Origin of the sequence: Clostridium sp. Ade.TY (assembly GCF_000498355.1) — a bacterium.
Lineage (GTDB): Bacteria > Bacillota > Clostridia > Clostridiales > Clostridiaceae > Clostridium.
On the sequence record NZ_AVSV01000021.1, the window covers coordinates 45,181 to 60,374 of the forward strand.

Here is a 15,194-nt window from a genome sequence, read left to right on the forward strand (position 1 = left end):
TTTATCACCTCAATACAGACTATGATTTTTAATAAAAACAGCTACTAAATATATGGTAATCAAAATAATGAAAATAAATACATGGTAATTTTATAGAGTTAGTAATAAAATTTTGATATAATTTAACTTAAAGTGAAAAGTTTTCTAAAACTAAAACTAGCATTTATTTATATAAAAAAGAAATAATATTAAAATGAGGAGGAGATAATATGAAGAAAAAAATTACAGCAATATTATTAGCAGTATTATCAATTTTTGTATTAATTGGATGTGGAAAAACTGAAAATAGTGCTAAGACTGAAACTCAAAAACAAGTTAAAGAAATAAAGGTTGACATTCCAGATGGTTTGCCAGCTATTGGAGCTGCAAAACTTATAAAAGATAATCCTAAAATAAAAGATGGATATAATGTTAGTTATACTATAGAGAAAACTCCAGAAACTTTATCAACAGCAGTTATGAAGGGAGAACCTGATATAGCAATAGTTCCTTCAAATCTTGCAGCAATACAATACAATAAAGGAGCTAAGTATAAAATTGCAGCAACAACTGGATGGGGATCTTTTTATTTAGTATCAACAGAAAATGTTAAAAATATAAAAGATTTAAAAGGAAAAGATATATATAATATAGGAAAAGGTCTTACACCTGACATAGTAACAAGAGATATATTAAAAGGATTAGGATTTAATGTAGATAAAGATTTTAACTTTACTTACTTAAATGGTGTTCAAGAGCTTGCACCAACTATATTATCAGGAAAAGCTAAATTTGCAGTTGTTCCAGAACCAGCTTTAAGTCAAGTTTTAGCTAAGAAAAAATTAAATATAATTCTTAATTTAAACGAAGAGTGGAAAAAACAAAACAAATCAAAATATGGTTTCCCTCAAGCTACTGTAATAGTAAAAGAAGACTTAATAAAAAATGATAAAGAATTTGTAGATGAATTTTTAGATAAATTAGATGATAGTGTTGAATATGCAGTTAAAAATAAAGATTCTATAGGTGAAATTTCAGAAGCTGTAGGAGTATCAGCTAATAAAAATATAATAGGAAAAGCTATGGGAAAAGCTAATTTAAAATATGTATCAATTGATGATTCTAAAAATGAATATAATGTATATTTTAAAAAATTATATGGATTTGATAAAAAATCAGTAGGTGGAAAAGCAATAAATGAAGGAATTTACATGGAAGACTAAGTTACAAGTTTTATTAGGAATAGTATTATTACTAATAATATGGCAAGTTATTGCAATTTATATTAATAATGATATTTATCTTCCAAAACTTCAGGAAGTTATAAAATCATTAAAAGAAATTGTAACAAAAAAAGATTTTCTTCTAATTGTAGCATCAAGCTTTTATAGAACTGTAATAAGTTTTGTTATAGCGCTTTTGGCGGCTATTATAATTGGGGTACTATCTAGCATGTACCCCTTTATAAATAATTTATTGAAACCATTAAATTCTATAGGAAAAACAATACCAACATTAGTGTTAGTAGTATTAGCACTTATATGGTTTGATAAAGATAATGCACCATTTATTGTTGGAATAGCTATAGTATTTCCTATACTTTACGACGGGATAGTTAATACATTAACTAAAAATGATAAGAAGTTAGATGAAATGATGAAAATATATGAAATACCAAAAGTATATAAAATAAGAAAAGTTTATATACCAAATATAATATTTTATATATTAAAAATTTTAGTACCAACTATATCTTTAGCCTTTAAAGTAGTAATAGCTGGAGAAGTACATGGACAGCCTAAATATGGAATAGGATCTGCTGTTCAACTAGAAAAAGTAAATTTTAATACTCCAGGTATATTTGCATGGATAGTTATTATAGCTATAATATCAATTTTATTTGAGCTTTTTAATAAATTTTTAACAGGAAAATATTATAGGTGGCAAAGAGATGCATAAAGTAATATTAGAAAATATAAGCAAAAAGTTTGGTGAAAAATTAGTATTAGATAATTTTAAATTTGCTTTTGATAATAATAAGATTAACTGCTTAATTGGAGAGTCAGGAAAAGGAAAGAGTACAATACTTAATATAATATCAGGACTTTTAAAGGCTGATGGAGGAGAAGTTATTGGGGCTAATATAGAAAATGTTAGCTATATATTTCAAGAGGATAGATTAATACCCTGGCTTACAGTATATGAAAATTTAAAATTATCACTTATAAATTATTATAATTTAAAAGAACTTGATGAAAAAATAGATGAAATACTTAAAAAGGTTGATGGATTAGATTGGAAAAACTTATATCCAGATAATTTAAGTGGTGGAATGAAGCAGAGAATTAACATTGGAAGAGCACTTGGAAAGCCATCAGATGTAATACTTATGGATGAACCATTTAAATCATTGGATTATAAAACTAAGTATTCAATAATGCATGAGTTTAAAGAAATATTTAAACATGATAGAAGAATAATAATATTTGTAACTCATGATGTTGATGAGTGTATTTATTTTCAAGGAAAAGTTATAGTAGTTGGAGATTCACCATTGAAAATAAAAGGAATATTTGAAGAAGATTTAGAAAAAAATAAAGATAATATAATAAAATTATTATAAAAACTAGCTATATTTATAGCTAGTTTTTTACATAAATTAACTTTGGAATAATAAAAGGTAAATAGCTAAAAATAGTATTGACTATTAAGGAAAAAAAGAGTATTATAAGAAAAAAGACAATACCCCTAAGGGGTATAATGAGGAGGAATAAATTATGCCAAGACATATAGGTGATAACAATTTTAATGAAGAAGTTTTAAATTCAAAAGGATTAGTTTTAGTTGACTTTTTTGCAACTTGGTGTGGACCATGTAAAATGGTAGCTCCAGTTTTAGAAGATTTAGAATCAGAAATGACAGATATAAAATTTGTAAAAGTAGATGTAGATGAAAGTCCATCAGTAGCTAGTACTTATGGAATTCAAAGTATTCCAACATTAAAAGTATTTAAGGATGGAAAAGCTGTAGATACTGTTGTAGGATTCTTACCAAAAGAACAAATTAAAGCTTTAATAGAAAGAAATAAATAAGAGGCTTTAATATGAGCGAAAGATATGATATCGCAATAGTAGGTAGTGGACCGGCAGGATTATCAGCAGCATTAAATGCAAAAATAAGAAATAAGTCATTTGTAATTTTTGGGAGCGAAAATTTAAGTGATAAACTAGAAAAAGCACCAAAAGTAAATAATTATTTAGGATTTTCTCAAGGAACAGGAAAAGACCTTTTAGAAGAGTTTAAAAAGCATTTAGATAGAATGGAAATTTCAATAACTAATGAAAGAATAAATAATATTTATGCTATGGGTGATTATTTTACTTTAATGGTTAACCAAAAGATGTATGAAGCTAAGAGTGTAATATTAGCAACTGGTATTGAATATACGAAACCTTTAAAGGGAGAAACTGAGTTTTTGGGTAGAGGAGTAGGTTATTGTGCAACATGTGATGCACCTCTTTATAAAGGTAAGAAAGTAACTATTATAAGTTATACAAAAGAAGGTGAAGAAGAGGCTAATTTTGTAAGTGAATTAGCCAGTGAAGTATTTTTTATACCTATGTATAAAGGAGACTATAAGTTAAATGATAGTATAACTATAATAGATGATAAACCAGTTGAAATAGTTGGGGATAATAAAGTTTCTAAGGTTATTTTAAATGGAAATAAAGAAATAGAAACAGATGGAGTATTTGTATTAAAAAATGCAGTACCACCATCACAACTAGTTCCAGGACTTGAAATTGAAGACGGACACATAAAGGTTGATAGACTTATGAAGACAAATATCAAAGGATGTTTTGCAGCCGGAGACTGTGTTGGTAAGCCTTATCAATATATAAAGTCAGCTGGAGAAGGTAATATAGCGGCTCTTAGTGCAGCTGCGTACTTAGGTTAGAAAAAAGTGTCAGAATTTCTGGCACTTTTTTTATTGACGTTGATATATTAGTGTGTATAATATAACTTATAATCATTTTTGAAGGGAGGAGAGTATATGAATTATAGAGAAAAATTTATTTCAAAAATAAGACAAGCTACAAAAAGTAATATGTATAGTAGACAAAGTCTTTCAAAATTAAGTTTATTTGAGCTTAAGGAATTATCAGAAAAATTATCTCATAAAGATAGCTTTTAAAAAGAAAGGACTTACTTATGATTGAATATCAGAGTTAAAAGAGAGTAGTTATTATGTTTAAGAACTACTCTTTTTTTATGTATATAAAAGTATAAAATATAAATTAATAATAATCATTAAAATAGTAGTTATGTATTGATAATTAAATTGTGTGGTAAAATTAAATTTTATACTTTATAAAATAATATTTGGAGGACATTTAAGTGAAATTAATTTTAGTATTAATTATATTAGTTATAGTTTCAATTATTTTAGTTGTACAATATACATTTAATAATTCTATATTAAGAGAAAGAAAAGATGAAAATAAGGCCATTGAAGTTTTAAAAAACAGAGGTATTTATAATGAAGAGCTAAAAAGACTAATTGATAAATCAAATTATGAGGAGTTAGAATGTATATCAAAGGAAGGGTATAAACTTAAGGGTTACTATTATGAAAAACATAAAAATGGAGATAAGGGAGTAATATTAGTTCATGGATATACTGCAAATCATTTTGTTCATTTACCTTTTATAAAGATGTTTTTTAATGAGGGATTTAACGTTTTGCTTATAGATGTTAGAAGTCATGGAATGAGTGAAGGTAAATATGCTACATATGGAGTTTATGAAAAAGAAGATTTAGCTTTATGGGTTAAAATATTAAAAAATAAATTGAAAAATAATGCTTTTGTTGGATTGCATGGTCAATCAATGGGAGCTGCAACTTCCTTAATGTATGGTGGATATAAAAAAGATATAGATTTTATAATAGCTGATTGTGGATATTCAAGTGGAAAAGAAATATTAAAATATCAAATAAAAGAAAAAACCAGAATTCCATTTTTCCCATTATATCAATTACTTAACATTAAAACAAAAATATTATGTAAATTTGACTTTAATAAAGTATCTCCTATTGAAGATATAAAAGATATTGATATACCTATATTTTTTGTTCATGGAACTAAAGATGAGACAGTTCCAGTTAGAATGAGTGAAGAAATGTTTAAATTAAGAAATAAAGAATTTGATAAAATATTGATAGTTGAGGGTGCTATTCATATGAATTGTTATGATATGTGTAAAGATAAGTATATAAGTGAATTGCATGAGTTTTTACAATTAGCAGAAAAATTAAAAGAAAAAAGCGATGATTGAAAACATCATCGCTTTATTTTTTATCTTCTTTTTGTAGCTACTTCAATATTAACTCTTCTACCGTTAAGTTTTATACCAGAACATTTATTAATAACTTTTGTTGATATATCAGGCTCAACAGATACGAATGAAAAGTTTTCAAGTATATCTATTTTATTTATTTTAGATCCGTTAACTTTAGCTCTATCAACAATAAATTTAACTAATGTTTTAGCATTTAATTTATCTCTCTTACCAATTGAGAAGAATAATCTAACATCTTCTGATTTTGGAGTAGATAAAGAATTTTCTTTATAATCAAATGACATTTCATTATCGAATTGCATTTTAAGTAATGCTGCAATAGCTTCAACAGGGTTAAAGTTATCAGCTATTTGTTCTGCTAAAGGTAAATATTTTTTGTAAGCTTTATTTTCTAATATTCCCTCTATATTTGAGAATTTATTAAATAATTTCTTTTCTACTATTTGGTCAACAGTAGGTATAGTACCTTCTGTAAGGTTAGCTTTAGTAACTCTCTTTATGTCTCTCATCATTCTGTTTTCTCTTGGAGTAACGAATGAGTAAGCAGTACCTTCTCTATTTGCTCTACCAGTTCTTCCGATTCTGTGAACGTAGCTTTCAACATCTTGAGTAAGATCGTAGTTTATAACGTGTGTAACACCTTCAACGTCTATTCCTCTTGCAGCTACATCAGTTGCAACTAAGAAGTTTAATGAACCTTCTTTAAATCTCTTTAAAGTTTTCATTCTATGTGCTTGAGACATATCTCCGTGCATTCCTTCAACAACATAGTTCTTAGATTGCATATCTTGAACTAACTCATCAACACCTTTTTTAGTCTTACAGAAAACTATAGCTATTTCAGGTGTATCAAAATCTAAAACTCTGCATAATGCTTCAAATTTATTTTTAGGACTAACTTCAAAATATTGTTGTTTAATTTTAGATACTGTCATAGCAACTTTTTTAATTTCTATATGTTTAGCATCTTTTTTCATATATTTGTTAGCTAGTTTTTTTATTTGAGGTGGCATTGTAGCTGAGAATAGTAATGTTTGACGTTCTTCTGGAAGTTCATTTATAACACTTTCAATATCATCTATGAATCCCATATTAAGCATTTCATCAGCTTCATCTAAAACTAAATAATTAGCTTTGCTTAAGTTAAGTTTCTTTCTTCTAATTAAGTCAAGAACTCTACCTGGAGTACCGACAACTATATCAACTTGTTGGCTTAAAGCTTTTATTTGTTTAGTTATTGAATCTCCACCGTACACTGGTAATACTTTAATTTTATCGTATTTAGTAAGCTTGTTAAGTTCTTCGTAAACTTGTATAGCAAGCTCTCTTGTAGGAGTAAGAATTAATGCACCTACACCTTTAGTTCTTTCAAAAGTATTAAGTATTGAACAAGCAAAAGCTGCAGTTTTTCCAGTTCCAGTTTGAGCCTGCCCAATTAAATCGTATCCTTCTGTCGCTAATGGTATACTTTGAGCTTGTATTGGAGATGGTGATTCGTATCCTAAATCATCTATAGCTTTCAGTATACTTTCTCTTAAGTTTAAATCTTTAAATTTTAAATCGTTCATTTAAATTTCCCTTCGTTTGTAAATTTGAATATTTATATTTGTACCGTACAATTATTATCAACCTACTAAGTATAGCTTATAAAACATACAATTGTAAAGGAAGTTTAAAATATTTAAATAAGTAATCTATTACATAATATCCATGGATAAAATTGTATGAAAATAATACTATTAAAAATATAGGATAAAAATATATTGACTTAAAAAGATAAAATTTGTATTCTTATAGATAGACGATTTTTGTAATGATAAATTTATAAGGATAGGTGAGATATGTTGATAGTTGTTGGTGGAATGATAGGACTTGGAAAAAGTTCAGTGGCAAAAATATTAGGAGAGCATTTTAATTCAGATGTATTTTATGAAAGTGTAGATGATAATCCTATATTGCCTTTATTCTACAGTGAAAGCGAAGAAGAGATACAGAAGAAGAGATATCCATTCCTTTTACAATTATATTTTTTAAATACTAGATTTAAAAGTATAAAAGATGCATTAGTTCATAATAATAATGTTTTAGATAGATCAATATATGAAGATTGGTATTTTGCTAAAAAAAATATGGAACTTGGTAGAATATCAGAACTTGAAATGTCAATATATGAGAATCTTTTAAATAATATGATGGAGGAGTTAGAAGAATTACCAAAGAAAGCTCCAGATATTATGGTGTATTTAAAAGGTTCATTTGAAACAGTATTAAATAGAATTAAGCTTAGAGGAAGAGAATTTGAAATAGATGATGATTTAAGAGAATACTATGAATTTTTATGGAAAGATTATGATGCATGGGTTGAAAATCATTATAAAGCTTCTGAGGTGTTAATTATAGATATGGATAGAATGGATGTAGTTAATAGTGAAGAAGACAAAGAAGAACTTATAAAATTAGTACAAGCTAAGGTTAATGAAGTTAGAGAAAAGGAAGAAATTTAATATTATATAATATTAAAAATGATATAATATTTTTATATTTTAAAAGGGAGATGTGAGAGATGGGATTATTAGGTGGAATATTAGGAAATGCTTCTGAAATTTCAAGAGAAAGTGTTATTAAAGATTTTGGTAAATTACTTTGGAATGGAGAAAATGTTGAAAAAGCATATAAACTTATAAGAGATACACTTATATTTACAGATAAAAGACTTATAATGGTGGATGTACAAGGAGCTACTGGTAAAAAAGTAGAGTACCATAGTATACCTTATAAAAGTATAACTCATTTTTCCATAGAATCATCAGGACATTTTGATTTAGATTCTGAACTTAAAATTTGGATTTCAGGTACAGCAGAACCTATAGAAAAACAATTTACTAAAGGTGTTAATATATATGAAATACAAGCTTTTTTAGCACAAGCAGTTTGTAGATAATAAAAATAGATATAAATATTTGAACCCAAATGTTATATAAATTTAAATAGCATTTGGGTTCATTTTTAAATTAAGATTATATTTTTTTTATTTAAAACAATTAACTGATGCATCAGATGGCATTCTCCAGTCACCACGAGGGCTTAAGGAAATTGTTCCAACTTTTGGTCCATCAGGTAAAGCACTTCTTTTAAATTGTTGAGAGAAAAATCTCCATAAAAATTTATCTAGCCATTTTTCTATAGTTTCTTTTGAGTATTCATCTTTAAATGCATGTTCAGCCAAGAATAAAATTCTTTCTTTAGATGAGCCATGCTTTATAAAATGATAAAGGAAGAAATCATGCAGTTCATAAGGACCTACTATATCTTCAGTTTTTTGTGTTATTTCTCCAGTAGTTTTATCTTTTGGAAGAAGCTCTGGACTAACAGGAGTATTTAATATATCAATTAAAGTTTCTTTAACCTTTTCAGTTGATTCATTATTTGCAACATAATTTACTAAATATCTAACTAATGTTTTGGGAATTGATGGATTAACAGAGTACATTGACATATGGTCTCCATTATATGTACACCATCCAAGGGCAAGTTCTGAAAGATCTCCAGTACCAACTAAAATGGCTCCTTCTTTATTTGCTAAATCCATAAGTATTTGAGTTCTTTCTCTTGCTTGAACATTTTCATAAGTAACATCATGTATTTCCTTATCGTGACCTATATCTTCAAAATGTTGAAGACTAGCATTAACAATATTTATTTCTCTTAAATCACAACCAAGTTCTTTACATAAAGTTAAAGCATTATTATATGTTCTATCTGTAGTACCAAAGCCTGGCATTGTAATAGCAATAATATTTTTATTATCAATATTTAAAAGCTTAAATGTTTTAACAATAACAAGTAAAGCAAGTGTTGAATCCAAGCCTCCAGAAATTCCTATAACTGTTTTATTAGAATTTACATGCTCTAATCTTTTAGCTAAAGCAGCTGATTGTATATTAAATATTTCTTTGCATCTAGCTTCCATTTCAGATTTTTTTGAAGGAACAAATGGATGTTTATCAATAAATCTATCAAAATATTTATTTTCTGTTGAATCAAAATCAAAATAAATTTTTCTTGCTTTAAATGGAGTAAACTTTGAAGAATCTCTAAAACTTAAATTTTTCATTCTTTCTGCTTTTAATCTAAATGTATCTATATCTGCATAAATTACTTCATTTTCTCTTTGAAATCTTTCATTTTCCTTTAATAAAGTTCCATTTTCACTTATTAATAAATGACCACTAAATAAAAGATCAGTTGTTGATTCAAATACTCCTGCAGAAGAGTATACGTAAGCACAAATTGAACGAGCACTTTGATTTTTAATTAAGTCTTTTCTGTAATCAGCTTTAGAAACCAATTCATTTGAAGCTGAAAGGTTAAATATTAAATTTGCACCTAATAATGAAAGATATGAACTTGGAGGTATAGTTACCCATAAATCTTCACATATTTCGCATCCAAAGCTTATATTATCACAAGTGAAGATAAGATCTGTACCAAAAGGTATATCTTGTTGAAAAGGTAAGTTTATAGTTCTATTTGTAATAGAAACACCTTCACTAAACCATCTTTTTTCATAAAATTCACTATAGTTTGGTATATATGATTTTGGAACTATTCCAAGAATTTTACCTTTAAATAAGATAACAGCACAATTATAAAGTATACAGTCATCTAAAATTGGAGCACCAACTATAGTAATCATATCAGTATTAGAAGTTTCAAGCATTATTTCAACTAAGCCCTTTAAAGCTTCATTTAATAATCTATCTTGAAGAAAAAGATCACCGCATGAGTATGAAGTTACACTAAGTTCAGGGAAAACTATAGCTTTAGCAGAGTTTTCTTTAGCAATGTTCATGCAATTTATAATTTGACTAACATTATATTCAATATCAGCGACTTTAGTCTTTGGACAAGCTGAAGCTATTTTTATAAAATCCATATTTATCATCTCCGTTATATATTTTATATTTAATATTAGCTTTTACTTTACATATAACAATAATAAGATGAAAATATTAGAAAATCAATGAAAACAGAAGAAATGATTTATAAATACACTTTAAATGGTATTAAATAACCTTTAAAGTGTTTGGGGGTAATTTGAAAAAGTGTAAGTTTAAATATATAATTTAATTATAATTAAATTATATATTTCTAAGGATATTTAATTTAAAAAAGCATATAAATTTTAAAAAGGAGGGATATTAATGGCTTTAACTATATTTTGGATAATAATTGCTGTTGCTATGGTGGGAATAGATTTAGCTACTAGTGCTTTTCTATTTTCATGGATAGGACTTGGGGCAATAACAGCTATGTTTTTAAATATCTTCGGCATAAGTTTTTTAATTCAAATAATTATGTTTGGAGTAGTTAGTGTTATAGCAATTGGAATTGGATATCCTTGGGCTAAGAAAAAATTTAAAGTTTCTTTAACTAGAACTCAAACTATGGAGGAAAGTTATATTGGCATGAAATTCGAGGCAGAAAAAAATATAGCAGAAACAGCTATGATAAAAGTTGGGGGAGTTTATTGGTCTGCTATAAATGAAGGTAAAGAAATAAAAAAGGGTGAAAAATTTATAATTACAGGTATTGAGGGAAATAAATTTAAAATAAAAGGATTTAAGGAGGAAAAATAATGGCTTTAATAATAGTTTCAATAATAATAGTGTTATTAATATTAATAACTATAATATCATCAATTAAAATAGTAAATACAGGTTATTTATATGTAGTAGAAAGATTTGGACAATTTAATAGGGTATTAGAACCAGGATGGCATGTTACTATTCCGTTTGCTGATTTTGTAAGAAAGAAGGTTTCTACAAAACAACAAATAATTGATGTACCACCACAAAATGTTATAACTAAAGATAATGTTAATATTTCAGTAGATAATGTTATTTTCTATAAACTTTTAAATGCAAAAGATGCAGTTTATAATATAGAAGATTTTAAATCAGGTATAATTTATTCAGCAACAACAAATATAAGAAATTTAATAGGTAATATGTCATTAGATGAAGTTTTATCAGGAAGAGATAAAATAAATCAAGAATTACTTACTATAATTGATGAAATTACTGATGCGTATGGTATTAAAATATTATCAGTAGAAATAAAAAACATAATTCCACCAGCAGAAATCCAAAATGCTATGGAAAAGCAAATGAAGGCTGAAAGAGATAAGAGAGCTATGATACTTCAAGCTGAAGGTTTAAGACAATCACAAATTGCTAAGGCAGAAGGTGAAAAGCAAGCTAAGATATTACAAGCAGAAGCAGAGAAAGAAGCTCAAATAAGAAGAGCAGAAGGTTTAAAAGAATCTCAATTATTGGAGGCTGAAGGTAAAGCAAAAGCTATAGAAGAAATAGCAAAAGCAGAATCAGAAGCTGTTAGAAAAATAAATGCTGCTATTATAGAATCAGGAACTGATGAAAGAGTAATAGCATTAAAACAAGTTGAAGCATTAAAAGAAATGGCAACAAATCCAGCAAATAAACTTATATTACCAAATGAGACTTTATCATCACTTGGAAGTATAGCTGCAATAGGAGAAATGTTAAAAGATAGTAATAATTAGAATAAAATCCCTAGAAATATGAATTTCTAGGGATTTTATATTAACATTGTGTAAAACTTAGTTAAAGGTTATTGAAAACTTGGGAAATAAAATCATAAAATGATAATATCTCAAGTTAAGAATATCTTAAGTGAGGAGGATACAATGAGAAAATTTACATTAGTTATGTTTTTAACATTATCTATTGGAATATTAGCAGGATGTACTGGAGATAATAAGACAAAAGTAGATGTGGCTAAAAATGAAAAAAACAATATAGAAGAAACTGGAAAAGATATATCTTTACAATTAGATTTACCAGATACATTAGAAGCTAAAAATGAAATAGATGAAGCTAAAAGAGTATCAAATCAGTATAAAGATATAAAAAAAGAACTAGATAAAGAAAAAGAAAACATTAAAAAAGAAGTTAACGATACGGTTGTTGGGCATGCTGAACAAGTTAGCGGAACTTTAAAGGAATTACTTAATAAATAACTCCAAGAGTGAAAATTAACTCTAGGAGTTAATTTTTTATATATTGACTTTAATAATTTAGCGTGATAAAGTATTAAATAAATAAAGTGATTTAGGAGGGAAATATGAGAAAGGTTTTAATAGAAATATTTATTTGGATATTAGTAATTTTAAGCGGAATTTTTATAATTAATTTATTAAATCAAGATGATAAAACAGAAGATACAAATAAACTTATAGTTGGATATGATGATACTTTCGTTCCTATGGGATTTAAAAATGATAAAGGTGTAGTTACAGGGTTCGATGTAGATTTTGCAAAAGCTGTAGGGAAAAAGATAAATAAGGAAATAGTTTTTCAACCTATAGATTGGACAACTAAAGAAACTGAACTTAGAAATAAAGAGATAGATTTAATATGGAATGGGTACTCTGTTACTAAGGAGAGAGAAAAACAAGTTGCATTTTCAATTCCTTATATAGGGGATAAGCAAGTAATAATTGTAAGAAGCAATAGTAAGATTGAAAATAAAAATGATTTAAAAGGTAAAAATGTTGGAGTACAAGCTGCATCAAGTGCATCAGATGCAATTTCAAAGGATAAAAAGTTTTTAAATAGCTTAAATGGTAAAAATTATATATCTTATCAATCTAATAATGATGCACTTATGGATTTAGATGCAAAAAGAATTGATGCTGTAGTTGCCGATGAAGTTTTGGCTAGATATTATATGAATGCTAGAGGAGAAGATAAATATAAAGTTTTAAAAGAAAATTTTGGGGAAGAGGATTTTGCTGTTGGTATTAGAAAAGATGATAAAAAATTACAAGAAGAAATAAATAATGGATTAAAAGAAGTAATTAAAGATGGAACAGCAAGTAAAATATCAGAAAAATGGTTTGGAAAAGATATTATATTAAAGGGAGAAATTTAAGATGAATATAGAAGTGTTATTACCACAGTTATTAAATGGATTAAAAATTACATTAAGTATATTTGCTTTAACGGCTCTAATTTCAATTCCTCTTGGAATTTTAATTTCAATTTTTAGAGTTAAGGCAACAAAGATTAGTAAGTTTATTATAGATATTTATATATTACTTATGAGAGGAACACCACTTCTTTTACAAATTATATTTATATTTTTTGGATTACCTTTAGTAGGAATAAGATTTAATAGATTTGATGCAGCTGTTTTTGCTTTTGTTTTAAATTATGCAGCGTATTTTGCGGAAATATTTAGGGCTGGAATTGAATCAATAGATGAAGGGCAAATTGAAGCAGCAAGTATGCTTGGGCTTTCAGAATTTAATATATATACAAGAATAATATTACCACAAGCTTTTAAAAGAGTTATACCACCAATTGGAAATGAAATTATAACACTTGTAAAAGATACATCATTGGTTTACATAGTAGGACTTCAAGATATATTAATGGTAGGGAAAATAGCAACTAATAGGGATGCATCATTAGTTCCACTTTTAGCTGTAGGAATAATATATCTTATTTTAGTTTTAGTATTAACTAATGTATTCAAGTTATTAGAAAAAAAATATAACTATTACAAGTAAGGAGAGAATTTTATGTTAGATGTTTTAAAAATAAAAAAGAATTTTGGAGATAATAATGTTTTTGAAGATTTAGATTTAAATATAAAAAAAGGTGAAACTGTCGTTGTAGTTGGAAAGTCTGGAGAAGGAAAAACAACATTATTAAGATGTATAACAGGACTTGAAAAATGTGATTATGGAAAAATTATTATAAACAATAAAGTGTTCTGTTCTGATGGAAAATATGCAGAAGGTAAATTATTAAAAGAGATAAGAAAAGATATAGGCGTAGTTTTTCAAAATTTTAATTTATTTCCACATATGACAGTTATGGAAAATATAATTGAGGCTCCTATAAAAGTATTAAAAGTAAATAAAGATGAGGCGAAAGAAAGAGCACTAAAACTTCTTGAAAAACTATCAATGAAAGGAAAAGAAAACAGTTATCCAAATGAACTTTCAGGTGGACAAAAACAAAGAGTTGCAATTGCAAGGGCTTTGGCTATGGAACCTAAAATATTATGCTTTGATGAACCTACATCAGCTTTAGACCCAGAAACAACATTAGAAGTTTCTAATATAATAAAAAAATTAAATAAAGAAGGAATTTCAATAATGATAATTACCCATGACATAGACTTTGCAAAAGATGTTTCTGATAGAGTTTTGACTATGGATAAAGGAAAATTAAAATAAATCTGAGTGAAATGATAAGAATTTTCATAAAAACTATTGACTAGGATTGGTTGTTGATATATATTATTAGTAAATAATTATTATTAATTAGAAAAGAAAGAGGTAGAATTTATGAAAATTAATGTTATATATTACTCATCAACAGGAAATACTAAAAAAATGGCTGAATTAATTGCTAGTGGAGCAAAAGAGAATGGAGCAGAAGTTAATTTATTTACTATGGATTCAGCATCAGAAAATGAAATTAAAGATTGTGATATAGTTCTTTTAGGCTCACCAGCTATGGGAGCTGAAAACTTAGAGGAAACAGAAGTTGAACCATTTATTGAATCAATAGAAGGAGAAGTATCAGGAAAGAAAATGATTTTATTTGGTTCATATGGTTGGGGAGGAGGAGCCTTCATGACTGAGTGGGAAGAAAGAATGGAAGACAACGGGGCAGAACTTTTAGAAAAAAGTATAGTTGTAAAAGGGGAACCAGAAGGAGAAGACTTAAATAATTTAGTTGAATTAGGAAGAAAGATCTCAAAATAATAAATTTAAATTATAAAAATAAAAAATCACT

At 26.8% G+C, this 15,194-nt stretch carries 18 protein-coding genes; 16 read left to right on the forward strand and 2 right to left on the reverse strand.

Features of this window, described 5'->3' with window-relative positions; all coding sequences use genetic code 11:
* Positions 1-209: 209 nt before the first annotated feature.
* The 7 genes from O212_RS0107155 (at position 210) to O212_RS0107185 (ending at position 5,316) form a co-directional block, all read left to right on the forward strand.
* Positions 210-1,202, forward strand: coding sequence for an MqnA/MqnD/SBP family protein (locus O212_RS0107155; protein WP_024614439.1), 993 nt, complete (start codon positions 210-212; stop codon positions 1,200-1,202).
* Positions 1,177-1,938, forward strand: a complete 762-nt coding sequence (locus O212_RS0107160) for an ABC transporter permease subunit (RefSeq protein ID WP_024614440.1) — start codon at positions 1,177-1,179, stop codon at positions 1,936-1,938. The genes O212_RS0107155 and O212_RS0107160 overlap by 26 nt, the downstream gene beginning before the upstream one ends.
* A complete protein-coding gene (locus O212_RS0107165; RefSeq protein WP_024614441.1) occupies positions 1,931-2,602 on the forward strand; it encodes an ABC transporter ATP-binding protein in 672 nt (223 codons plus the stop codon). Before O212_RS0107160 ends, O212_RS0107165 begins: the two co-directional genes overlap by 8 nt.
* A 154-nt stretch (positions 2,603-2,756) precedes the next feature.
* On the forward strand, positions 2,757-3,071 hold the full coding sequence (gene trxA, locus O212_RS0107170; protein WP_024614442.1) for a thioredoxin: 315 nt from the start codon (positions 2,757-2,759) through the stop codon (positions 3,069-3,071).
* Positions 3,072-3,082: 11 nt separating this feature from the next.
* Positions 3,083-3,937: an NAD(P)/FAD-dependent oxidoreductase gene (locus O212_RS0107175; protein ID WP_029699236.1), complete on the forward strand. Its 855-nt coding sequence runs from the start codon at positions 3,083-3,085 to the stop codon at positions 3,935-3,937.
* Between the two features lie 96 nt (positions 3,938-4,033).
* Positions 4,034-4,174, forward strand: a complete 141-nt coding sequence (locus tag O212_RS16660; protein WP_160166407.1) for a hypothetical protein — start codon at positions 4,034-4,036, stop codon at positions 4,172-4,174.
* 203 nt (positions 4,175-4,377) lie between these two features.
* On the forward strand, positions 4,378-5,316 hold the full coding sequence (locus O212_RS0107185; RefSeq protein ID WP_024614443.1) for an alpha/beta hydrolase: 939 nt from the start codon (positions 4,378-4,380) through the stop codon (positions 5,314-5,316).
* 20 nt (positions 5,317-5,336) lie between these two features.
* On the opposite strand, the gene O212_RS0107190 is transcribed toward O212_RS0107185, so the two are convergent.
* Positions 5,337-6,908, reverse strand: coding sequence for a DEAD/DEAH box helicase (locus tag O212_RS0107190; RefSeq protein WP_024614444.1), 1,572 nt, complete (start codon positions 6,906-6,908; stop codon positions 5,337-5,339).
* Positions 6,909-7,181: 273 nt separating this feature from the next.
* Between O212_RS0107190 and O212_RS0107195 the strand changes: the two genes are divergently transcribed.
* Positions 7,182-7,844 carry a deoxynucleoside kinase gene (locus O212_RS0107195; RefSeq protein WP_024614445.1) on the forward strand — a complete coding sequence of 221 codons (663 nt, stop codon included), beginning with the start codon at positions 7,182-7,184 and terminating at the stop codon, positions 7,842-7,844.
* A gap of 59 nt (positions 7,845-7,903) precedes the next feature.
* The gene (locus O212_RS0107200) at positions 7,904-8,281 is read left to right on the forward strand and encodes a PH domain-containing protein (protein ID WP_024614446.1); all 378 of its coding nucleotides are present in this window, start codon (positions 7,904-7,906) and stop codon (positions 8,279-8,281) included.
* 87 nt (positions 8,282-8,368) lie between these two features.
* Here O212_RS0107200 and O212_RS0107205 read toward each other — a convergent pair whose 3' ends face one another.
* On the reverse strand, positions 8,369-10,285 hold the full coding sequence (locus O212_RS0107205) for an NAD(+) synthase (protein ID WP_278244694.1): 1,917 nt from the start codon (positions 10,283-10,285) through the stop codon (positions 8,369-8,371).
* 259 nt (positions 10,286-10,544) lie between these two features.
* Between O212_RS0107205 and O212_RS0107210 the strand changes: the two genes are divergently transcribed.
* The 7 genes from O212_RS0107210 (at position 10,545) to O212_RS0107240 (ending at position 15,163) form a co-directional block, all read left to right on the forward strand.
* Positions 10,545-10,979 carry an NfeD family protein gene (locus tag O212_RS0107210; RefSeq protein WP_024614448.1) on the forward strand — a complete coding sequence of 145 codons (435 nt, stop codon included), beginning with the start codon at positions 10,545-10,547 and terminating at the stop codon, positions 10,977-10,979.
* Positions 10,979-11,923, forward strand: a complete 945-nt coding sequence (locus O212_RS0107215; protein ID WP_024614449.1) for an SPFH domain-containing protein — start codon at positions 10,979-10,981, stop codon at positions 11,921-11,923. The genes O212_RS0107210 and O212_RS0107215 overlap by 1 nt, the downstream gene beginning before the upstream one ends.
* Positions 11,924-12,067: 144 nt before the next feature.
* Positions 12,068-12,400 (forward strand): hypothetical protein, encoded by a 333-nt coding sequence (locus O212_RS0107220; RefSeq protein ID WP_024614450.1) that lies wholly within the window; start codon positions 12,068-12,070, stop codon positions 12,398-12,400.
* Positions 12,401-12,504: 104 nt separating this feature from the next.
* Positions 12,505-13,314 (forward strand): amino acid ABC transporter substrate-binding protein, encoded by an 810-nt coding sequence (locus tag O212_RS0107225; protein ID WP_024614451.1) that lies wholly within the window; start codon positions 12,505-12,507, stop codon positions 13,312-13,314.
* Between the two features lies 1 nt (position 13,315).
* Complete coding sequence (locus tag O212_RS0107230) at positions 13,316-13,954, forward strand: amino acid ABC transporter permease (RefSeq protein WP_024614452.1); 639 nt, start codon at positions 13,316-13,318, stop codon at positions 13,952-13,954.
* A gap of 12 nt (positions 13,955-13,966) precedes the next feature.
* The gene (locus O212_RS0107235; RefSeq protein WP_024614453.1) at positions 13,967-14,629 is read left to right on the forward strand and encodes an amino acid ABC transporter ATP-binding protein; all 663 of its coding nucleotides are present in this window, start codon (positions 13,967-13,969) and stop codon (positions 14,627-14,629) included.
* 111 nt (positions 14,630-14,740) lie between these two features.
* Positions 14,741-15,163 carry a flavodoxin gene (locus tag O212_RS0107240; RefSeq protein WP_024614454.1) on the forward strand — a complete coding sequence of 141 codons (423 nt, stop codon included), beginning with the start codon at positions 14,741-14,743 and terminating at the stop codon, positions 15,161-15,163.
* Positions 15,164-15,194: the final 31 nt, after the last annotated feature.